Source organism: Endozoicomonas sp. NE40 (assembly GCF_040549045.1).
GTDB classification, from domain to species: domain Bacteria; phylum Pseudomonadota; class Gammaproteobacteria; order Pseudomonadales; family Endozoicomonadaceae; genus Endozoicomonas_A; species Endozoicomonas_A lisbonensis.
In genome coordinates, this window is the sequence record NZ_JBEWTB010000002.1 from 3,983,585 (window position 1) to 4,006,364 (window position 22,780).

The window sequence follows — 22,780 nt, forward strand, 5'->3', positions numbered from 1 at the left end:
TATGGATAAAGAGCCGTTATTAGCGTTGTTTAATCGTGCCAATGTTCTGGCAGGAGCTTTGCTTCTGCTGGTGCTGGTGTCGGGTGTGGCTGTCAGTTATGTCGGCCATGAAAACAGACGGCTCCACAATGTTCTCCAACAGGAACAGGAGAACCTGAATACTGCCCAGGTGAAGTGGGGGAAGCTGCTGCTTGAGCATGGCATGCTGACCTCGCCGGGGCGTATTGAATCATTAGCCAGGGGAGAATTGGGAATGAATGTTCCGGATTCCGGGCGTATCGAAGTGGTGGCTCCATGAAAGCCAGCGCTCGCAACAGTGATAAAAATAACAGGAAAAATGCCAGGGCCGGTAAAAGTCTGCAGGGGTACCCGGCTCGTTATCGAATTCTGAAAGGTCTGTTTGCTCTCGCCGGAGTGGTTATTCTGTCGAGGGTTATGTATTTACAGGTATACGACAGCAGTTTTCTTCAGCAGGAAGGGAACAAGCGCGCAGTGCGCTATGAGTCCATTCCTGCGCACCGTGGGGTTATTTTTGACCGCAACGGTAAGATGCTGGCGGTTAGTGCGCCGGTCATGACCCTGTGGGGCGATCCCCGGCAACTGATTGATCAGCATGAACACTGGCCAGAGCTTGCCAGGGCTTTGGACATGCCAGCATCGGAGCTGGCGACCCGGATACGAAATAATGCCAGTAAGGAATTCATCTACCTTAAACGACAGATAACGCCAGAAGAGGGGATGGCGGTTCTGAATCTGAATATTCCCGGTGTGAACAGCTACGACGAGCATAAACGCTACTACCCGATGGGAGAAGTGGCGGCGCATCTGGTGGGTATCACCGGCATTGACGACAAAGGGCAGGAAGGTCTGGAGCTGGGCTATGACAGCTGGCTGACCGGGGAGCCCGGAACCCGGCGGACTTTAAAGGATCGACGTGGGCGGCTTGCCAAAGAAGCGGAAGTCACCAAAAGTGCTGAACCCGGTAAGGAGATCATGCTCAGTATTGATCTGCGGCTTCAGTATATGGCCTATCGTGAACTGAAGAAGGCGGTCACCGAGCTGAAAGCCAGCTCAGGTTCTCTGGTTATGCTGGATATTGAAACCGGCGAAGTGCTGGCGATGGTTAATCAGCCCTCCTATAACCCCAATAACCGTTCCGGTATGCAGGCATATCGCATGCGTAACCGGGGCATGACTGATCTCTATGAGCCCGGTTCAACTCTGAAGCCTTTTACCGTTGTTGCCGGTATGGAATCCGGACGCTATAACCGGGATACCCAGATTGAAACCGGTAACGGTTATATGCAGGTTGGGCGCAATGCCGTTCGTGACCTGGGTGGCTATGGCACCATTGATGTGGAAACCGTACTGGTTCGCTCCAGTAATATCGGTGTCAGTAAAATTGCCATGGATGTCGGTGCGGACAGTGTGATCAGTGTGATGCGTCGTATTGGTCTTGGGCAGAGTGTGGGAACCGGTTTTCCCGGTGAGCGGACTGGCTTTCTGCCTTTCAAGGACCGCTGGAGCAATTTTGAATTATCAACGCTTTCCTTTGGTTATGGTCTGACGGTTACGCCGTTACAGCTGGCTCAGGCTTATATGGTGCTGGGTGCGGGTGGCGTGCTGCGCCCCATTTCTTTGATCAAGCGCGATGTGCCGCCCCAGGGCAAGCGGGTGCTTGATGAACAGGTGGCTGAAGAAGTGCTGGATATGCTTACGGCTGTGGTTCGTAACGGTTCGGGGCGCAGGGCTTCCATCCCCTCATACCCGGTCGCAGGTAAGACCGGCACAGTACGCAAGGTCGGTGGCAGTGGTTACACTGAGGATCGCTATGTTGGCCTGTTTGCCGGTGTTGTGCCTGCTGATAATCCTAAACTGGCAACGGTTGTCATTATTGATGATCCGGCGGGCGAAAAATATTACGGCGGTTTGACGGCTGCTCCGGTATTTTCCAAGGTGAATGCCCAAGCATTGCGGATGCTTGGGGTTAAGCCTAAGCATCAGGATGTGTTGACAGCTAAAGTTGGCGGCTGGTTCCGATATGTCCTTAACGACGCAGGTTAGTAATTTTCTATGAAGAGCTGCTCATGGCTTATAGAGCCAGAGTACTCCAAAGATAAGCAGGAAGGTAATGGCTGATAGCCCATTAAGTACACTCAACGAAGTATTGGCGGTTCTTGATTGTCCGCCTATTGAGCTTAATAAACCGATATCCGGATTAACCCTCGACAGCCGCAAGCTGGTCGGGGGTGAGTTGTTTCTGGCAGTTCCCGGATTGGTTGTAGATGGACGTCAGTACATAGATGCGGCGGTTTCAGCGGGTGCAGCGGCTGTGCTGGCTGAGTCCGAAGAGGCACAGGAAGCAACAATTAAGCTTAGTCATGCTGACGCAAAAGGTGTGCCGGTTATTTTTGTATCGGGTCTGAAAAATCGCATTGGTTTTCTCGCTGATCGGTTCTATCGGCAGCCGTCCGCAAACCTGAATGTGGTGGGTGTTACCGGGACGAATGGCAAGACTTCCTGCTGCTGGTTTATTGCCCAGCTGCTATCCATGTTGCAGCAGCCCTGTGCGGTCATGGGGACCATCGGAAAAGGAGTGCCTCCGTCGCTGGAGCCCTGTCTAAATACCACTGCTGACCCTGTTTCCCTGCATCAGTATATGGCAGAGCTGGGTACCAGTGGCGTGAAAGCCATGGCTATGGAGGTTTCTTCCCACGGTCTCGATCAGGGAAGGGTTGACGGCGTTCAGTTCGATGTTGGCGTGTTTACCAATATCAGCAGGGATCATCTGGATTACCATTGCACGCTGGACGCTTATGCAAAAGCCAAGTCGCTGTTGTTTGCCGATGGTCGTGTCAAACAGGCTGTTATCAATCTTGATGATGATTACAGTGACATGATGCTGAAAGCCTGCGGCAGTCAGACGCAGGTGCTGACTTACTCGACGTCCAATCCTGAAGCAGATGTTTATGCTGAAAGTTTTTCTTTGACGGCTGATGGCTTGTTGAGTCAGATACGCACCCCGTGGGGTAGTGGACAGCTGCGTACTTCGTTGCTGGGGCGTTTTAATCTGGAAAACCTGCTGGCTGTTCTGAGCTGTATCTGTGTTCAAGGTTATACCTTTGATCAGGTTCTGCCGCTGATCTCCCGTTTAACCACCGTTCCGGGGCGCATGCAGCGTTTTGGCGGTAGTCGCAAGCCAATCGTTGTGGTTGATTACGCTCATACTCCGGATGCCCTTGAAAGCGTACTGGAAGCACTGCGTGAACACGGTGCCAGTCGTTTGACCTGCGTGTTTGGCTGCGGTGGCGACCGGGACCGGGGCAAGCGTCCGTTGATGACCCGTGCGGCGGTCAACGGTGCTGATAAGGTGGTGGTGACCAGCGATAATCCCCGCAGTGAAGATCCCGGGCAGATCATAGCCGACGCTGTTCATGGCGTTGATTTTGGCGAGGTGAATGTTGTGACTGAGATTGACCGCGCCAAAGCCATTGCCAGTACCATTGCTGAAGCGCAGGCGCGTGAAATTGTGGTGGTGGCAGGTAAAGGGCATGAAGACTATCAGGAAGTGAAAGGTAAACGTCTTCCGTTTGACGACAGGGATCATGTTTCTCGCGCGCTTTCACAATGGAGAGAATTATGATCCGGACTTATCAGCTCTCAGAGCTGGCAGCAGAACTTAATGGACGTTTACACGGTAATGACCTAGGCATTTCGGGGATCAGTATCGACTCCCGTTCTGTAAAGCCCGGTGAACTGTTTATTGCTATCAAGGGTCCCAACTTTGACGGGCATGCCTATGCGGGCAAGGCTCTTGAGTCCGGAGCAGCAGCTGTACTGGTGCAGGAGTTACCTGCTGAGGCAGAGGGTGGCAGTTACATCCTTGTAGACGATACATCGAAAGCGCTGGGGCAGCTTGGAGCCTTTAACCGCAATCAGGTGGATATTCCGTTTCTGGCGATTACGGGTTCCTGCGGTAAAACGTCGGTTAAAGAGATGCTGGCGGCCATTCTTGATCAGGAAGGTTCAACGCTGGCGACTCGTGGCAACCTGAATAATGCCTTTGGTGTTCCCCTGACGCTGTTTTCTGTGAAGGCTCACAACCAGTTTGCTGTTATCGAGCTGGGAACCAGTTCGCCTGGTGAGATTGGTTATATCTCGGAGCTGACCCGTCCTGATGTGTCGGTGATTACCAATGCTGCTGAAACGCACCTTGATGAGTTGGTCAGTGTTGAGGGCGTTGCTCAGGAGAAGGGTTTTATACTGGATTTTCTGTCGCCTGAAGGGGCAGCGGTTTTAAATCTGGATGACACTTTTTTTAATGACTGGCAGCAGCGGACATTATCCGGAAGTAAACAACGGCAGGTGTTGTCATTCAGTCTGAGTAATCCCGACGCTGATGGTTATGCCAGCCATATTGAAACCACCGCTGAAGGTATGAGCTTTACCCTGAATTTAAACGGTGAACAAAAGGCGCTGACCATCGCATTCTGGGGGCAGCATCAGGTTCAGAATGCCTGTTGTGCGGCAGTGGCAGCCTTTGCCGCAGGTATCGGACTGGACAAGATCGTTCAGGGGCTGGAAAATGCCCGCCCTTACCAGCGTCGTGGACAACGGTTTCAGTTAGACGATCAGACGCTGGTGATTGACGAAACCTACAATGCCAATCCCAAGGCGACTCTGGCTGCTATTGACCAGCTGGCAGAGTGTAAAGGCCACAGGGTTATGGTGCTGGGGGATATGCTCGACCTCGGGGCGGTTTCACAGCAGAGGCATCTGGATGTGGGTGCCTATGCCCGGGACAGGGGCATTGAAACGTTTGTTGCCCTGGGTGACGCTTCCCGGCAGGCGGTGTCTGCCTACGGTAGTGCCGGACGTCATTTTGAAACGAAAGAGTCTCTTGTGGACTGGTTACAGTCTTTGCTGACGGAGCTGGACGCTCTGCCGGTGACTGTGCTGGTGAAAGGTTCACGGGGGATGGGAATGTTGGATATCGTAAGATCCCTGGTGGGGTCTGACTATAAGGGAGAGCGCTGACAATGCTGCTCTGGCTGGCGGATTTTTTATCCCAGTACTACCACGGTTTTGCCGTGTTCAAATATTTAACGCTCAGGGGCATTCTCGGCGTACTGACTGCCCTGGCCTTAAGCCTCTGGCTTGGGCCACACATGATTCGTCGTCTGAGTTATCACCAGATTGGCCAGTCTGTCCGTGATGACGGGCCGAAGTCGCACCTCAGCAAAGCGGGAACCCCAACCATGGGTGGCGCTTTGATACTGGTGTGTATTGCCATCAGTACCCTGTTGTGGGCGAATCTGGAAAATCGTTATATCTGGGTTGTTCTGCTGACTACCGGTGTTTTTGGCATCGTCGGCTGGGTGGATGATTACCGCAAGGTGGTTGAGAAAAACTCCCGTGGTTTGCCCGCCCGCTGGAAATTTTTCTGGCAGTCGGTGGCTGGTTTCGGTGCGGCGATGTTTTTGTTTATGACAGCGCCCGGTGTTGCTGAAACCTCGCTGATTGTGCCGTTTTTTAAGAATGTCACCATCGCTCTCGGCCCGTTTTTTGTCCTGATTGCTTATCTGACGATTGTCGGTACCAGTAATGCGGTGAACCTGACGGACGGTCTTGATGGTCTGGCAATTATGCCAACGGTTATGGTGGCCTCAGCTCTGGCTATTTTTGCTTACCTGAGCGGTCATGCGAATTTTGCCCAGTATCTCCATATTCCGTTTATCTCAGGTAGTGGTGAACTGATTGTCTTCTGTGGTGCCATTGCCGGAGCTGGTCTGGGCTTTCTCTGGTTTAACACCTATCCCGCCCAGGTCTTTATGGGTGATGTTGGCGCACTGGCACTGGGGGCAGCGCTGGGAACCATTGCGGTCATTGTCCGGCAGGAAATTGTCCTGATCATTATGGGCGGCGTGTTCGTTATGGAAACCGTGTCGGTTATTTTGCAGGTGGCTTCTTTCAAGCTGACTGGGCGTCGTATTTTCCGTATGGCTCCGATTCATCACCACTTTGAGCTTAAGGGTTGGCCGGAGCCACGGGTCATCGTTCGCTTCTGGATTATCACGCTGGTACTGGTGCTGATCGGTCTGGCAACACTGAAGCTTCGCTAGGGATTAAGGCAGATTTATGGGGTCGGAACTGATCGCTTCAAGTTGTTCACGGGTTATCGTCGGTCTGGGCAAGACCGGCCTGTCCTGTGTTCGTTATCTGTCTGAAAAGCAGCTGCCATTCAGGGTAATGGACACCCGGGCGCAGCCACCGGGTATTGATCAGCTGAAGGCTGAATACCCGGATGTCGAGGTGTATACCGGTGGCTTTAACCAGGACTGGCTGAATAACGCTGATGAGCTGGTGGTCAGTCCGGGGATTGCTGTGGCTGAACCGGCTATTTCGGAGGCGGTGGCCTGTGGGGCAAGGGTTGTCGGTGATATCGAACTGTTCTGTCGTGATGTTGAAGCCCCCATTGTTGCCATCACCGGTTCCAATGGTAAAAGCACTGTCACCACACTGCTGGGTAAGATGGCTGAGGAAGCTGGCATTCAGGTGGGCATTGGCGGCAATATCGGAACGCCTGCGCTTGAACTGCTTGAAAAAGGTGGCTGTGAACTCTATATCCTTGAGTTGTCCAGTTTTCAGCTTGAAACTACGTATTCCCTGGAAGCTGCGGTGGCAACGGTGCTTAATCTGAGTCCTGACCATATGGATCGCTATCCGTCCATGGTCGAATACCATCAGGCCAAGCAGCGTATCTATAAAGGCTGTAAGAGCGCGGTCTACAACAAGCAGGACGCGTTGACGACACCTCTGCTTCCTGTTGCGGTGAGTGGTGTGGCGTTTACGGCTGGAAAGCCTGATTTGCACGACTACGGCCTGTTACAGGAAGGTGATACCACCTGGTTGTGTAAAGGCGTAGAGAAGTTACTCGACAGTTCAGAGATGAAGCTTTGCGGACAACATAATCAGACGAATGCTCTGGCGGCACTGGCGCTGGGTGAGCAGGTCGGGATTCCCCTGAGTGCCATGTTGTCAGTCTTAAAACGTTTTACCGGTTTGGTGCATCGCTGTGAATGGGTTGCAGAGCAGAATGGTGTGGTCTGGATTAATGACTCCAAGGCAACCAATGTGGGGGCGACGGTTGCAGCCATTGTAGGACTTGGCGGTACCACCAGGGGAAAGCTGGTTCTGATTGCTGGCGGTGACGGTAAAGGCGCAGACTTTTCTGAGCTGAGACAGCCTGTCAGCCGGTTTGTCAGAAAGCTGGTGTTGATGGGGCGTGATGCGGCTGCTATTGAACAGGCGGTGGGTGATACAGTGCCGTCTGAGTACGCACAGAGTCTTGATGAAGCGATTGAGACGGCAGCCAGAGTCAGCCAGCCTGGCGATATCGTGCTGCTGGCACCCGCCTGCGCCAGCTTTGATATGTTTACCAGTTTTGAGCAGCGTGGCGACCTGTTTCGTCACCGGGTGGTCGAGTTTCTTGGCTCTCTGTCGGAAAGCGGGGAGCCAGTATGACAATCCATCAGAAGCTGCTTCAGGAGTTCAACAATAAAGGCACCAGGCCAAGCCTGATTGATCTGCCTTTGCTGGGTGCCATATTAGCGCTTCTGGTGGTTGGTCTGGTGATGGTCAGTTCGGCTTCCATGAGTGAATCCGACAGTATTTACAACAATTCGATGTACATCCTGTTCAAGCAGTGCCTGTTTGTCGGGGCTGGTCTGTTTTGCATGTTGTTTATGCTGCTGATACCAGTCAGAAAGATAGAACAGTACAGTTGGGCTTCTCTGTTTACAGGTATTTCACTGTTGGTACTGGTGTTGATTGTCGGGCGTGAAATAAACGGCAGTGTGCGCTGGATACCTCTGGGAATATTTAATTTGCAGGCGTCGGAAGCCGCTAAGTTGTGCATTGTCGTTTATCTGGCGGCTTATCTGGTGCGGCGCCTGGATGAAGTCAGAACCCAGTGGCGAGGTTTTTTAAAGCCTTTGCTGATACTGATCGCCTCGGCTGTTTTGCTACTACTGGAGCCGGATCTTGGTGCGGTTGTCGTACTGATGACAGCCTCCATGGGCATGATCTTTATGGCGGGTGCTCGCAAGTTCCAGTTTACGGTTCTGATCCTTCTGCTGGGGCTGGCCGTTGGCCTGCTGATCTGGATAGAGCCTTACCGGATGGCTCGCCTGACCTCTTACCTTGACCCCTGGGGTAACGCTTTTGGCAGCGGGTACCAGTTAACACAGGCACTGATTGCTTTTGGTCGTGGTGAATGGTTCGGTGTTGGTCTGGGTAACAGTATTCAGAAGTTGTTTTACCTGCCGGAAGCGCACACTGATTTTGTGTTTGCTGTCCTTGCTGAAGAGTTTGGCGTTTTCGGCAGTACGGTGGTTGTACTGCTTTTCCTGTTTATTTCCTGGCGGATTTTACAGATTGGTTTCCGTTGTGAACAGAAAGATCTGCTGTTCCATGGCTATGTCGCTTATGGGTTTGCCCTGTTGTTCGGTGGCCAGGCGCTGATCAATATCGGTGTAAACACCGGGCTGCTCCCAACCAAGGGGTTGGCGTTGCCGTTAATCAGTTATGGAGGCAGTAGTCTGTTGATTAACTGTCTGGCGTTTGGATTGTTGTTACGAATTGATTATGAGCGACGCTTGTTCAATGTTAAAGACAAACCTGCGGAACAGCGCAGGCGGTCAGTCAGCCGGGGAGAGCGCCATGTCTGAGCATTCCTCTGCGGTAAAAAAGCCAACCATTGTCGTGATGGCAGGTGGTACGGGGGGGCATATATTCCCGGCCCTGGCAACAGCGCAGGAGTTGAAGAAAAGAGGTTTTGCTATCCACTGGCTGGGAACGCCGGGCAGTATGGAGGCAGAGCTGGTACCAAAGTATGGCTTTGATATCAGCTTCCTGCCGGTCACCGGGCTGCGGGGAAAGGGGCTTAGCTTCCTGCTGAAAGCCCCCTGGCGAATCTCTGTCTCCCTGCTGCGTGCGGTCAGGGCATTGCGACAGCATAATCCGGTCTGTGTGCTGGGTATGGGTGGATATGTAACGGGGCCTGGGGGTCTTGCTGCCCGTTTGTTGGGTGTGCCGTTGGTGATCCATGAGCAGAATGCTATTGCCGGACTGACCAATAAAGTACTGGCCCGTATTTCCAGTCGGGTGCTGGAAGCGTTTCCGGGTACCTTCCAGAAGGCGGGTATGAGTTCCGGAAAAGTGTTTCACACTGGCAACCCTGTCAGGAACGATATCCAGAGTGCTGTACAGAAACTGGAGCAGCGTGGTGAAGCGCCCGTTCGGTTGCTGGTGGTGGGTGGCAGCCGTGGTGCGCAGGTGTTCAACCAGACGGTGCCTGCCGCTCTCTCATCGCTGAAAGAGTCGCTGAAAGAATCGCTGAAAAAGAGTCCACAGGATGCCACTGAACAACCGCTTCAGGTCTGGCATCAGACGGGCAAGGGAAACCTTGATGCAACACGGCAGTTGTATCATGACCACGGTGTTGATGGCCGCGTTGAAGAATTTATCGATGATATGGCAGAAGCCTACGACTGGGCTGACCTGATCCTTTGTCGGTCAGGCGCGTTAACGGTGTCTGAGCTGGCTGTCGCCGGACGCCCTTCGATACTCGTACCCTATCCCTGGGCGGTTGATGATCATCAGACCGCCAATGGGCATTATCTGGTTGAACAGAGTGCAGCTCTGATGATCCAGCAAAACGAATTTAACCAAGGCAGTTTGGCCCGAATGTTACAGGAATTAATTGAAAATCGTTCACGGCTTGAGCAGATGGGGGCGGCCGCCCGCTCTATTGCCCTGCCAGAGTCCACCCGGCAGGTGGCAGAACACTGCCTGGAGGTGGCTGATGTCTGATAATCGAATGTTTCCGGTGACTCCGGTGCCGGAAATGCGTCGCATCCGTCGCATTCATTTTGTCGGTATAGGTGGTACCGGAATGTGCGGTATTGCTGAAGTTCTGTGCAATCAGGGTTATGAAATATCCGGGTCGGACATTCGGCAGTCACCGGTAACCCGTCGTCTGGAAGGGCAGGGTATCAAGGTGTTCATTGGGCATGATGCAGGTCATGTCCATGGTGCGGATGTAGTGGTAACGTCAACAGCAGTCGCCGGTGAAAACCCTGAGGTGATTGAAGCGAGGGTATTGCGCCTGCCAGTAGTTCCCAGGGCGGAGATGCTGGCTGAACTGATGCGTTACCGTCACGGTATTGCCGTAGCCGGTACTCACGGTAAAACAACAACAACCAGTTTGCTGGCATCGGTATTTGGTTATGCAGACCTTGACCCGACCTTTGTGATTGGCGGTCGTCTGAATTCTGCGGGTACCAACGCCAAACTGGGGGGGAGCCGGTATCTGATTGCTGAAGCTGATGAGTCGGACGCTTCGTTTTTGCATCTGCAGCCCATGGTGTCCATTGTGACCAATATCGATGCAGATCATATGGAAACCTATGAAGGTGACTTTGGTAAATTAAAGAAAACCTTTGTGGACTTTCTGCACAACCTGCCTTTTTACGGGTTGGCTGTCGTATGTATCGATTGTCCTGTGGTGCGTGAACTGTTACCGTCGATCAAACGACAGATTATCACTTATGGTGTGAGCGAAGAGGCTGATATTCGAGCTGTTAATATCCGTCAGGAAGGCATGAAAACCCGGTTTGACCTGGTGCGTCGTCAGTCGGGTGAAACGGTTGAGATGGAACTGAACATTCCGGGACATCACAATGTTCTCAATGCCCTGGCAACCTTTGCAGTGGCATCCGATGAAGGTATTGATGACACAGCTATTCGTGAAGGGTTACGACAGTTTCAGGGTGTGGGCCGACGCTTTCAGGTGCAGGGGCATTATCGCCACATTAATAATGAAGGTGATGCTGGCGACATCATGCTGGTTGACGACTATGGCCATCACCCGACAGAAGTAGCGGCAACCGTTAGCGCGATTCGCAACGGCTGGGATGATAAACGACTGGTTATGTTGTATCAGCCTCATCGTTATTCACGTACGCGTGATTTGTATGAAGACTTTGTTGATGTGCTGTCCAGGGTGGATGTTCTGTTACTGATGGAAGTCTATGCGGCGGGTGAAGAGCCTGTCCTAGGAGCAGACAGTCGCAGTTTGTGTCGCAGTATTCGTCAGCGGGGGCAGTTGGACCCGATTTTTGTTTCTGACCCTGATGCGCTTGACGATATTCTGTCCGGCGTATTGCGCGATGGCGATCTGTTGTTAACTCAGGGAGCGGGTGATATTGGCGCGCTGTCCCTGAAGCTTAGTGAGAAATTAGGAGAGCCGGTGTAAATTCACCGGCGATAAGTGAAAATGAAGTCCATGCCACAAGCAGGTCTTACAGGAATGAGTGAATCCAATACCAGCGCACAGGCTGGCCAGAATCGAGATCAGTTTGATCCCCGGGCATTTGGTAAAGTGGCTGTCCTTCTCGGCGGCACATCAGCCGAAAGGGAAGTTAGCCTGGTGACCGGCGACCGGATTTATGCGGCACTGGTTCGCAATGGTGTGGATTGCAGGATGATTGACCCGGCTGATGACCTGATGGGTCAGCTGGAAGCCTGGCAGCCGGATCGTGCATTTATTGCCCTGCACGGTCGTGGCGGGGAAGATGGTACGATTCAGGGGTTGCTGGAGTCCATGGGTATTCCCTATCAGGGTAGTGGTGTTCTGGCATCGGCTCTGGCGATGGATAAATACCGCACCAAACTGTTGTGGCAGGCGGTGGGGCTGCCTACCCCGGATTTTCGTCTGGTAGAAACCCCGGACACGCTTGAGTACTGTGCCGATATGCTGCCGGTATTTGTTAAACCCAGCCTTGAAGGTTCCAGTGTGGGTGTGGCCAGGGTGGATCGTGAACCGGATCTTCTGCCTGCTTTTGAAAAAGCATCCAAACATAACAGTTCGGTTCTGGTTGAGCAGTTTATTGATGGGCCTGAATACACTGTAGCGATACTTAACGGTGAAGCCTTGCCGGTGATTCGAATTGAAGCCCAGAATGAGTTTTATGACTATGAGGCGAAGTATTTATCTGATGATACCGGTTATCGTCTGCCTTCCGGCCTTAGTAAAACCCGGGAACAGGAAATGCAGGCGATCGCCCTGACGGCGTTTGAGACCATTGGTTGCTCAGGCTGGGGACGTGTGGACTTTATGGAAGACCAGCGTGGACGTTTCTGGTTGCTGGAAGTGAATACTATTCCCGGGATGACTGAACACAGTCTGGTGCCTATGGCCGCAAAGGCGGTAGGGCTGGACTTTGATGCGCTGGTTCTGGAGGTGCTGAAGTCATCGTTGTCAGATAATGTACTATCAGACAACGGTCCGTTAACGATGGATGATCAGGAAAGGGAAAGCCAGATTGTTGCTGAAGCGGAAGCCGACCCAGTCTGAGCGTTCAGGCAGTCAGGTGGCGGTCAGTCGGGTAGATAGTGTTCAGGTAAGAAGAAGGCGGCAGCCGCCTTCTTCCGGACGAGTCCGGACTTTCCTGTCCACTCACTCGCGCACCGGGTGGCAGATTGCCCGGATGACGACCGGTGTTGTCTTTCTGGGGGCGGTGCTGTGGGTATGGCCTTCGCTGATGAACTGGTTGAACCGGCCGATAGCACGTGTGGAGATTCATGCGGGTTTTGAGTCTCTTAACCGGGTGAAGGTGGAAGCAGAGCTGGAACCGTTTCTGGTCAATCGTTTCTTTCATCTTGATCTGGAAGCGATGCGTCAGGCACTGTTGCAGATGCCCTGGGTGCGGGAAGCCAGCCTCAGGCGACGCTGGCCGGATCGGCTTGAGGTTTCCCTGCAGGAGCGTCAGGCTGTTGCCCGATGGAAGCAGGATAAGTTAATTACCGGTGAGGGTGTAGTGTTTGCACCTGCATCGGTGAGCGAATTCAAGTCGTTGCCGCTGTTATCCGGGTCGGATGATGAGGCACTTGAGGTTATGCAGCAATATCTGTCTATCAGTCAGTTATTGCGACCAATGGGGTTGTCGGTGAGCGAGCTGCAACTGGGTTCGGCGGGTTCGTGGCGATTCAAGGTTGATCACGTGACGGTTTATCTGGGTCGTGATCGGCGTATGGAACGGTTGCAGAGGTTTGTCCGTCTGTACCATGCAAGGCTGGACAGTCGCTGGAACGAGGTAGAGCGTGTGGATATGCGTTACCTCAATGGTGCGTCTGTCGCCTGGCAACAGAATTAGTGTAAAGGAAAAGCAGAAAGGGGCGGTGATGTCAGCGCGCTGACTGTTTGTGCTGACCATCTGTGCTGACTATCTGTGCTAATTACGAAAGTTATGCTGACTATGAAAGCTATTGCGGTTTAGGAAGATAAATGCCATGACATCGGCAGAGAACGGAAATTTGATCGTTGGGTTAGACATTGGCACCTCCAAGGTAGTAGCCATAGTCGGCGAGATTCTGGAAGATGGCGAACTGGAAGTGATTGGCATTGGTTCCCACGCTTCCAGAGGTTTGAAACGTGGTGTTGTCGTGAATATTGACTCCACCGTACACGCCATGAAGCGAGCCATTGAAGAAGCTGAATTGATGGCCGGTTGTCAGATCCATTCTGTTTATGCGGGAATTGCCGGTAACCATATCCGCAGTCTGAACTCCCACGGTATTGTGGCTATCAGGGAACGGGAAGTAACCAGAGCTGATATTGAACGGGTTATTGATGCTGCAAAAGCAGTAGCAATTCCTGCCGACCAGCGTATTCTTCATATTCTGCCACAGGAGTATGTCATTGATTCTCAGGATGGCGTCAAAGAGCCGCTGGGGATGTCTGGCGTTCGTCTGGAATCAAGGGTACATCTGGTCACCTGTGCGGTGAATGCCTCCCAGAACATTGAAAATTGTATACGACGTTGTGGGCTAGAAGTCGACGACGTCATTCTGGAACAACTGGCATCGAGCTATTCCGTCCTGTCTGAGGATGAGAAAGAGCTGGGTGTCTGCATGGTGGATATTGGTGGTGGTACCACTGATATTGCCATTTTTACAGATGGCGCTATTCGCCATACTGCGGTTATTCCTATTGCCGGGGATCAGGTAACCAATGACATTGCCATGGCATTGCGTACACCGACCCAGCATGCGGAAGAACTGAAGATTAAATACGCCTGTGCACTGACTCAGCTGGCTGGTGCAGACGACATGATCAAGGTTCCCAGCGTGGGCGATCGCCCGGCCCGGGAACTTTCCAGACAATCACTGGCAGAAGTCGTAGAGCCTCGTTATGAGGAGTTGTTTACGTTGATCCAGCAGGAGCTTCGTCGCAGTGGTTTTGAAGAGCTGATCCCCGCAGGTATTGTCCTGACGGGTGGAACGTCGAAGATGGAAGGCGTTGTCGAGCTGGCAGAAGAAATATTCCATATGCCGGTAAGACTGGGAATGCCGCAAGCAGTGCGGGGTTTGGCCGATGTCGTATGTAATCCGATATATTCGACAGGTGTCGGGCTTTTGCATTACGGTCTTAAAATCCAGCAGGAAGGACGTAAGGAAGCTGTATACAGCAAGCAGGAGGAAGGTGTGTTCAATCGGTTAAAACAGTGGTTTCAGGGTAACTTCTGATTGAACGCCACTGCCAATTTTTAGAAAATATCCTGTTTAAGGTGAGAGAATAAGGAGAGGGCCACATGTTTGAAATGTTGGAAGATAACGTTCCGCAGGAAGCGGTCATTAAAGTTATCGGTGTCGGCGGTGGTGGCGGCAATGCTGTCTGCCACATGCTGAACAGTCAGCTGGAAGGTGTAGAGTTTGTCTGCGCCAACACTGACGCTCAGGCTCTTAAGAAACAACACATGCAGGCGCATACGCACCTGCAGCTGGGCGCTGGCATTACTCGTGGTCTGGGTGCCGGCGCTAACCCTCAGATTGGCCGTGAAGCGGCCATGGAAGATCGTGACCGTATCAGCGACCTGTTGCAGGGTGCCGATATGGTGTTCATCACTGCTGGTATGGGTGGTGGTACAGGTACGGGCGCTGCGCCAATTGTGGCACAGATAGCCCGTGAAATGGGCGCGTTGACTGTTGCGGTGGTGACCAAGCCCTTCTCCTTTGAAGGTCGTCGTCGTATGACAGTGGCCGAAGAAGGTCTGAAAGAACTGCAGGAAAATGTAGACTCTCTCATCTGTATTCCTAATCAGAACCTTCTGCCTGTACTGGGTAAGGATGTCAGCCTGCTCAACGCCTTTGGTGCCGCCAATGATGTGCTGCTGGGCGCGGTGCAGGGTATTTCAGAACTGATTACCCGTGACGGCCTGATCAATGTCGATTTTGCGGACGTACGTACCGTGATGTCGGAAATGGGTATGGCTATGATGGGTACAGGCTCTGCTACTGGCAGTAATCGTGCCGTTGAAGCTGCCGAGCGTGCCATTCGCAGCCCGCTGCTGGAAAATGTTAACCTTCGTGGTGCCCGTGGCGTCCTGGTTAACATCACCGGTGGCATGGATATGGGGCTGAATGAATACACCGAAGTGAACGAAACGGTTGCAGAATTCGCTTCCGAAAACGCCACCATTGTGGTGGGAGCGGTTATTGATACCGAAATGAGTGATGAGTTGCGGGTCACTGTGGTGGCGACCGGCCTGGGTGGTGAGGAGTCTGAAACAGACCCTGCACTGAAGGTAGTTGACGGTTCCCGTCCGCGTACAACCCGCAACGATGGATCACTGGATCTTAAAACCCTGGATATTCCACCCAGCATCCGCAATCGTACCAAAGATGCGGAAGAGGCTGGCAGGCCTGCAACGGTCACCGCCGATGCAGAGCCGGAGCCACCAAAACGTCAGGCAACATCGACTGACAATGTAGATTATCTGGATATTCCGGCGTTTTTGCGTCGGCAGGCTGATTAATTGAGTGTAAGTTACGACTTGTGTCAAATGTAACTTTTGTTACAATGAGTCGTTGCATTCAAATAACAGGGACCTTACAGGTCGCGGAATTGCGTAATCATGATCAGACAGCGTACCCTGAAAAACATTATTCGTGCCACGGGAGTAGGGTTACATTCTGGCGAAAAGGTCTATTTGACCCTGAAGCCAGCTCCCGTTGATACAGGTATCATCTTTTGTCGTACGGATCTCGACCCAGTTGTAGAGATACCCGCACGTGCCGAGAATGTGGGGCAGACTACGCTGTGCACATCTCTGCAGAAAGATGGTACTCGCGTAGATACCGTCGAGCATCTTCTCTCAGCTCTGGCAGGACTGGGCATTGATAATGCCTATGTTGAAGTCAGCGCACACGAAGTGCCTATTATGGATGGCAGTGCCGGTCCTTTCGTTTTCCTGGTCCAGTCTGCTGGCATCCGGGAGCAGGAAGCACCGAAAAAGTTCATCCGGATCAAAAAGGAAGTCACCGTTTCTGATGGTGATAAAACCGCTACCTTCAAACCTTATGCAGGCTTTAAGGTAAGTTTTACCATTGATTTTGATCATCCGGTATTCAAGAGTCGTTCGCAGACTGCTGCGATTGATTTCTCCAGCACATCCTTTGTCAAGGAAGTCAGCCGGGCTCGTACATTCGGCTTTATGCGGGATGTTGAATACCTTCGCTCCCAGAACCTGGCTCTGGGTGGCAGCGTTGATAATGTAGTGGTGGTTGACGACTACCGCATCCTGAACGAGGATGGTCTGCGTTATCACGATGAGTTTGTAAAGCACAAGATGCTGGACGCCATTGGTGACCTGTATCTGCTGGGCAATAGCCTGATTGGTCAGTTTGTTGGCGTTAAGTCCGGCCATGAACTGAACAACAAGCTGGTTCGTCACCTGCTGGAAAACCAGGAAGCGTGGGAAGTGGTGACTTTCGAAGATGCGGAAGTGTCCCCCATTTCTTACCTCAAGCCTGTAGCGGTTACCGCTTAAACGGTATCCGGACTTCAGGGTATGGACTGCTGAAGAAAAAGGTCGCTTTTAAAGCGGCCTTTTTTTGTGGTTGCAGTCAAGGATTTTTGTAATACCAATCGCAGTTATTAGCTATTCTATTGCGCTGATTTTTCAGCCGGTTATCCTGCGTTGGCGATCTTTGCCATAGCTATTACCCACAGGGCATAAAGGCTATGACTCCTCACGCCGCCTTTATGCCCTTTAGGGGATTGTCTAACCGGCTGAAAAAATCATGCTCATGACGAAGCTAATAACTTTGATTGGTATAACTCATTGAGTTGTAAATAAAAAATCGATTAATTTCCCAATTATCAGGTCGTTCTGTAGTAGTTTGTTGATCTGTATTCTTGCGGGGATTTGTTTGTCGGTGCTAAAGTCCTTCACTTGTTATAACTCTTGGTTCAGTGTTCCTTGTCCCCAGATCTGGTCGGGATAAGCGAGGGACTGTATTTAAAAAGTGGGAGCCCAGGGCTTTTTAATGAAAGTCATAGTTGTCAAGCAGGATCATTCACGCACCCGGTCATTCAGAGTCAGCGGACAACGTCTGGCCGTTGCAGCGGCACTGGCCGTTACGCTGTCTGTATCTCTGGGTGGTGGCTTAATGTATGGCTTCCTTAAATACGATTCGGATATGATTCTGACTGAAGAGGGTCTGGAAAACTGGAAACAGACACTACTGGGTCAGAAACAGGACCTTGCCTTCGTTCGTGAAGATGCCGGACGCCAGCTGGATGCCCTGACATTACGCCTTGCGGAACTGCAGGGGCGCATTACACGACTGGATGCTCTGGGTGAGCGGCTGACGTTGCTGTCAAACCTGGACGATGGTGAATTTGACTTCAGTCAGGTACCAGCGGTGGGTGGCCCTGAGCAGCAGCCTGACAGCTTTCAGGTTTACGCCAAGCCATCGCTGACAGATGCGCTGGACAAACTGGCAGAACAGATCGATAACCGTGAGCAGCAGCTGGAGTTGCTGGACAACCTGCTGACTAACAAGGTGCTTGATGATGAAGCGTTCCTTAGCGGGCTGCCCGCTGCAAAAGGCTGGTTATCATCTCGCTTTGGAGCCCGAACCGATCCGTTTACCGGCAAGGACAGCTGGCATAACGGTATTGATTATGCCGCACCGCGCGGAACCGACATTCTCTCTCTGGGTGCAGGGGTGGTGGTCTGGTCCGGTGACCGGTGGGGCTACGGCACAATGGTTGAGATTAACCATGGCAACGGTTATGTCACTCGCTATGCCCACAATGACGAAAATGTTGTTAAAGTGGGCGATATTGTGACCAGAGGACAGGTGATAGCCAAGATGGGAAGTTCAGGCCGTTCTACCGGGCCTCATGTGCATCTGGAAGTATTGGAGAACGGTAAGGCTGTCGACCCTCAGCGATATATGTATCGGGCTGCGAAACGATCTGACAATCGGGCTGCGAAACGGTCTGGCGACCGGGTAACCCGATGAGAAGAAATGTGGCAGTACATTTCCAGCTGAACTACATTCTTTCCGGTTATTCGCCGGGAGGATTGAAAACCGGGCGACGCGTTCATATATAAAGATGGGGATAGAATCTGGTCTACTGCCGTGATTTAGTTCGCTGAATCACACAGACTGTACTAGCAGATTTTATGCGGTTTAAGTTCGCCGGATTTAGCCCAGTAAACCGGTTGAGAGATAGTCAATCACACAAGTATGTTTGCTTCTTTAGTCAAAAAAATTGTTGGTAGCCGAAATGACCGGCAGCTGAAACGAATGCGTAAGCTGGTTAAGGCCGTAAATGCACTGGAAGACAGTATTTCGAGCCTGTCTGACGAAGCGTTACGCGCCAAAACTCAGGAATTCAAAGACCGCTACCAGCAGGGGGAAACCCTTGACGCCATTCTGCCTGAAGCCTTTGCGGTCGTTCGTGAAGGTGGTAAGCGCAGCATGGGTATGCGCCATTTCGACGTACAGCTGATCGGTGGTATTACCCTGCACGAAGGTCGTGTTGCGGAGATGCGCACTGGTGAAGGTAAGACCTTGATGGCGACCCTGCCAGCTTACCTCAATGCGATTACCGGCAAGGGTGTTCATGTTGTTACCGTTAACGATTACCTCGCCCGTCGGGATGCCAACTGGATGCGTACTCTTTACGAATTCCTTGGCCTGACAGTAGGTGTCGTGGTGCCACAGCAGGACCCGGAAGAGAAACGGGCAGCCTACCTGTCGGACATCACTTACGGTACCAATAACGAGTTCGGCTTTGACTACCTGCGTGACAATATGGCCTTCCGCAAGGAAGACAAATTTCAACGCCCTCTGCACTTTGCTGTTGTCGATGAAGTCGACTCCATCCTGATTGACGAAGCCCGTACTCCTCTGATTATTTCCGGTCCGGCGGAAGACTCTTCTGAACTGTATCGTAAGATGAACGAACTGGCTCCAAAGCTGGAACGTCAGATTGAAGAAGTCGCTGAAGATGAAGAGCCTACCAAGCACTTACACCGTTGACGAGAAAACCCGTCAGGTTGAACTGACCGAAGTGGGTCATCAGTTTGTTGAGGAAATGTTGCAGCAGGGTGGTTTGCTGCCTGAAGGTGAAAGCCTTTACTCTTCTCATAACCTGACCATGCTGCACCACGTCAATGCTGCGCTGAAAGCCCATGTGTTGTTCACCCGCAATGTTGAGTACATTGTTCAGAACGGTGAAATCCTGCTGGTTGATGAACACACCGGTCGTACCATGCCCGGTCGTCGTCTGTCAGAAGGCCTGCACCAGGCGCTGGAAGCGAAAGAGAACCTGCGTATTCAGGCGGAAAGCCAGACCATGGCTTCCACCACTTTCCAGAACTACTTCCGTATCTACGAAAAACTGTCCGGCATGACCGGTACTGCTGATACCGAAGCGTTCGAACTGCGTCAGATTTATGGTCTGGACGTGGTGGTTATTCCTACGCACAAAGAAATGGTGCGTAAGGATCATAACGACCTGGTCTACCTGACCATCAATGAAAAATACGACGCCATCATTGAAGACATCAAGGCAACGGTTGCTGAAAATCGTCCGACTCTTGTCGGTACGGCTTCGATTGATGCTTCCGAGCATCTGTCGGTTGCCCTGGACAAGGCGGGCATCAAGCACAGCGTCCTGAACGCCAAATTCCACGAAAAAGAAGCTGAGATTATCGCCCAGGCTGGTAAGCCGGGTGCAGTGACGATCGCTACCAACATGGCGGGGCGTGGTACCGATATTATTCTGGGTGGTAACTGGGAAGCTGAGCTGGCTCGGATTGAAAACCCGACTAAAGAGCAGGAAGACCAGGTTAAGGCTGAATGGCAGCAGCGCCACAAAGGCGTGCTGGACGCCGGTGGCCTGCATATCATCGGTACCGAGCGCCACGAGTCCCGCCGTATTGACAACCAGCTGCGTGGTCGTGCCGGTCGTCAGGGTGACCCGGGCTCTTCCCGTTTCTACCTGTCTCTGGAAGACAACCTGATGCGAATCTTTGCCTCTGACCGGGTGAAGAACTTTATGAAAGCCCTGGGTATGGAAAAGGGTGAAGCGATTGAACACCGCATGGTGTCTAACGCCATCGAAAAAGCCCAGCGCAAGGTGGAAGGCCGTAACTTCGATATTCGTAAGCAGCTGCTGGAATACGATGACGTGGCCAATGACCAGCGTAAAGTGGTTTACACTCAGCGTGACGAGCTGCTGAATGCTGAGGATGTGGTAGAAAACATTGCGGTGATGCGTGAAGACGTTGTCAACGACCTCATCTCCGAATTCATTCCGCCACAAAGCCTGGAAGAACAGTGGGATGTTCAAGGTCTGGAGAAGAAGCTGGAAACTGAACTGGCTGAAAATCTGCCGGTACAGAAGTGGCTGGATGAAGACGACCGCCTGGACGAAGAAGGTCTGCGTCAGCGTATTCATGAGTCCGTTGTAGAAAGCTACAAGAACAAAGAAGAGCTGGCGGGCGAGGAATCCCTGCGCAACTTCGAGAAGCATATTCTGCTGCGTATTCTGGATGACAAGTGGAAAGAACACCTGGCGACTATGGATCACCTGCGTCAGGGTATTCACCTGCGTGGCTATGCCCAGAAGAATCCGAAGCAGGAATACAAGCGTGAAGCCTTTGAGTTGTTCCAGCACATGCTGGAAGACATTAAAGGCGACACCATTCGTATTCTGTCTCATGTGCAGGTTCAGCAGGACGACCGCACTGAAGAGGAAGAGCAGCGCCGTCGTCAGGAAATGGCTCGCCGTATGCAGTTCCAGCACGCTCAGGCTGGCGGTATGGCGGCTGAAGAGCAGTCTGAAGATGCTCAGGAAGCTGAGGCACCACATCCGGAGCCATTTGTTCGCGATGGGCGTAAGGTGGGTCGTAACGAAGCATGCCCATGTGGTTCTGGCAAAAAATACAAGCAGTGTCACGGCAAAATAGCTTAACGAGAATAGCTTAACGTCTGCCGAACAGTACTGAGTCATAGAAACGGGTCGCACTGGTTATAACACCATGCGACCCGTTTTCTTTTGCGGAATTCTCTTTTTGGGGGAACTAGTGTAGCTTTACCGGCTTCAGAACAAAGAATAAATTGGAGTCGTTATGGCTGTTGGTTCCGGTAACTGGCCTGATGTTAAAGCCGTTAAAGGATTTCGTCTGGGGACGGCGGAAGCAGGGATTCGCAAAACAAACCGCCGGGATCTGGTGGTGATGGAATGGGATGAAGAGGCCACCGTTGCCGGTGTTTTCACCCGGAATAAATTTTGTGCGGCTCCGGTACATCTTGCTAAAGCCCGTCTTAATCAGAATCCCCGTTGTTTTGTGGTCAATACCGGAAATGCCAATGCCGGCACCGGGCAACAGGGAATGCAGGCTGCGAAACAGTCAGCCGCTGGTGTTGCAGAGCTGCTGAATATTACTCCGGAGTCGGTTTTGCCCTTTTCTACAGGCGTTATTGGGGAGCAGTTGCCTGTTGACCGTTTGCTGGCGGGCTTGCCAGCAGCAAAAGCAGATTTGTCCGAAGATGGCTGGCTTAAAGCCGGAGAAGGTATTCTGACCACCGACACTCGCCCCAAAGGTGCCAGTCGTCAGTTTGAGGTTGATGGTGTCGTTTATACCGTATCGGGCATCAGTAAAGGATCGGGAATGATTCGCCCGAACATGGCCACCATGCTGGCTTTTATTGCCACTGATGCCGCTGTTGAGCAACCTCTGTTGCAGACACTTCTGAATGATGCTGCAAATCTGTCGTTTAATCGTATTTCCGTGGATGGAGATACCTCGACAAACGACTGCTGCATGCTGGTCGCTACAGGAAGGTCAGGTGCAGAGTCTCTGAAGTCAGAAGAATCTGCTTTATACGGCAGTTTGCGTCAGGCGGTCAATGAAGTAGCGGTTGAACTGGCTCAGGCGATTGTCCGTGACGGAGAAGGCGCTTCCAAGTTTGTTACGGTGAGCGTTGAGAAGGCTGATACCGTGGCAAGCGCACTGGAAGTCGCTTACACCATTGCTCACTCGCCACTGGTGAAAACAGCACTGTTTGCTTCTGACCCGAACTGGGGGCGCATACTGGCGGCGGTTGGTCGTGCAGAGGTGGACTCTCTGGTGATTGAACGGATTGCCATCTGGCTGGATGATGTCTGCATTGTTGAAAATGGTGAACCGGCTGCTTCGTACACAGAAGCGGCAGGTCAGGCAGTGATGGATAAAGACGAGATTACCATCAGGATTTCTCTGGGTTCAGGTGACATAACCGAGCAAATCTGGACGACCGACCTTTCTCATGAGTATGTCCGCATAAATGCGGAATATCGCAGTTAATAACTTGCAGTTGTTGGTAGCAAGCCGCTTTGTTGGGTGTTACCCTGAAGGGCATAAACGCTACG

At 52.2% G+C, this 22,780-nt stretch carries 16 protein-coding genes and 1 pseudogene; all 17 read left to right on the forward strand.

From position 1 onward, the window contains the following. Nucleotide 1: 1 nt before the first annotated feature. The gene (gene ftsL, locus V5J35_RS19005; protein ID WP_354008658.1) at nucleotides 2-298 is read left to right on the forward strand and encodes a cell division protein FtsL; all 297 of its coding nucleotides are present in this window, start codon (nucleotides 2-4) and stop codon (nucleotides 296-298) included. After that, a complete protein-coding gene (locus tag V5J35_RS19010) occupies nucleotides 295-2,064 on the forward strand; it encodes a peptidoglycan D,D-transpeptidase FtsI family protein (RefSeq protein WP_354008659.1) in 1,770 nt (589 codons plus the stop codon). The genes ftsL and V5J35_RS19010 overlap by 4 nt, the downstream gene beginning before the upstream one ends. Nucleotides 2,065-2,131: 67 nt before the next feature. After that, nucleotides 2,132-3,643, forward strand: a complete 1,512-nt coding sequence (locus tag V5J35_RS19015) for a UDP-N-acetylmuramoyl-L-alanyl-D-glutamate--2,6-diaminopimelate ligase (protein WP_354008660.1) — start codon at nucleotides 2,132-2,134, stop codon at nucleotides 3,641-3,643. Next, nucleotides 3,640-5,037: a UDP-N-acetylmuramoyl-tripeptide--D-alanyl-D-alanine ligase gene (locus V5J35_RS19020; RefSeq protein ID WP_354008661.1), complete on the forward strand. Its 1,398-nt coding sequence runs from the start codon at nucleotides 3,640-3,642 to the stop codon at nucleotides 5,035-5,037. The genes V5J35_RS19015 and V5J35_RS19020 overlap by 4 nt, the downstream gene beginning before the upstream one ends. A 2-nt stretch (nucleotides 5,038-5,039) precedes the next feature. Then, nucleotides 5,040-6,122, forward strand: a complete 1,083-nt coding sequence (gene mraY / locus V5J35_RS19025) for a phospho-N-acetylmuramoyl-pentapeptide-transferase (protein ID WP_354008662.1) — start codon at nucleotides 5,040-5,042, stop codon at nucleotides 6,120-6,122. A 16-nt stretch (nucleotides 6,123-6,138) separates the two neighbouring features. Further along, nucleotides 6,139-7,524 carry a UDP-N-acetylmuramoyl-L-alanine--D-glutamate ligase gene (gene murD / locus V5J35_RS19030; RefSeq protein ID WP_354008663.1) on the forward strand — a complete coding sequence of 462 codons (1,386 nt, stop codon included), beginning with the start codon at nucleotides 6,139-6,141 and terminating at the stop codon, nucleotides 7,522-7,524. Continuing rightward, a complete protein-coding gene (gene ftsW / locus V5J35_RS19035; protein WP_354008664.1) occupies nucleotides 7,521-8,729 on the forward strand; it encodes a putative lipid II flippase FtsW in 1,209 nt (402 codons plus the stop codon). The genes murD and ftsW overlap by 4 nt, the downstream gene beginning before the upstream one ends. Beyond that, a complete protein-coding gene (murG, locus tag V5J35_RS19040; RefSeq protein ID WP_354008665.1) occupies nucleotides 8,722-9,873 on the forward strand; it encodes an undecaprenyldiphospho-muramoylpentapeptide beta-N-acetylglucosaminyltransferase in 1,152 nt (383 codons plus the stop codon). The genes ftsW and murG overlap by 8 nt, the downstream gene beginning before the upstream one ends. Continuing rightward, a complete protein-coding gene (gene murC / locus V5J35_RS19045; protein WP_354008666.1) occupies nucleotides 9,866-11,317 on the forward strand; it encodes a UDP-N-acetylmuramate--L-alanine ligase in 1,452 nt (483 codons plus the stop codon). Before murG ends, murC begins: the two co-directional genes overlap by 8 nt. Before the next feature lie 54 nt (nucleotides 11,318-11,371). Further along, entirely contained in the window at nucleotides 11,372-12,418 is a 1,047-nt protein-coding gene (locus tag V5J35_RS19050; protein WP_354008667.1) for a D-alanine--D-alanine ligase, read from the forward strand. Next, the gene (locus V5J35_RS19055) at nucleotides 12,387-13,217 is read left to right on the forward strand and encodes a cell division protein FtsQ/DivIB (protein ID WP_354008668.1); all 831 of its coding nucleotides are present in this window, start codon (nucleotides 12,387-12,389) and stop codon (nucleotides 13,215-13,217) included. Before V5J35_RS19050 ends, V5J35_RS19055 begins: the two co-directional genes overlap by 32 nt. Nucleotides 13,218-13,353: 136 nt before the next feature. Beyond that, entirely contained in the window at nucleotides 13,354-14,589 is a 1,236-nt protein-coding gene (gene ftsA / locus V5J35_RS19060) for a cell division protein FtsA (protein ID WP_354008669.1), read from the forward strand. 65 nt (nucleotides 14,590-14,654) lie between these two features. Then, on the forward strand, nucleotides 14,655-15,878 hold the full coding sequence (gene ftsZ / locus V5J35_RS19065) for a cell division protein FtsZ (RefSeq protein WP_354008670.1): 1,224 nt from the start codon (nucleotides 14,655-14,657) through the stop codon (nucleotides 15,876-15,878). Between the two features lie 99 nt (nucleotides 15,879-15,977). Continuing rightward, a complete protein-coding gene (lpxC, locus tag V5J35_RS19070; RefSeq protein WP_354008671.1) occupies nucleotides 15,978-16,892 on the forward strand; it encodes a UDP-3-O-acyl-N-acetylglucosamine deacetylase in 915 nt (304 codons plus the stop codon). A 499-nt stretch (nucleotides 16,893-17,391) separates the two neighbouring features. After that, complete coding sequence (locus V5J35_RS19075; RefSeq protein ID WP_354008672.1) at nucleotides 17,392-18,375, forward strand: M23 family metallopeptidase; 984 nt, start codon at nucleotides 17,392-17,394, stop codon at nucleotides 18,373-18,375. 228 nt (nucleotides 18,376-18,603) lie between these two features. After that, a pseudogene (secA, locus tag V5J35_RS19080) lies at nucleotides 18,604-21,340 on the forward strand (preprotein translocase subunit SecA). Nucleotides 21,341-21,497: 157 nt separating this feature from the next. Further along, a complete protein-coding gene (gene argJ / locus V5J35_RS19085) occupies nucleotides 21,498-22,715 on the forward strand; it encodes a bifunctional glutamate N-acetyltransferase/amino-acid acetyltransferase ArgJ (protein ID WP_354008674.1) in 1,218 nt (405 codons plus the stop codon). Nucleotides 22,716-22,780 lie beyond the last annotated feature (65 nt).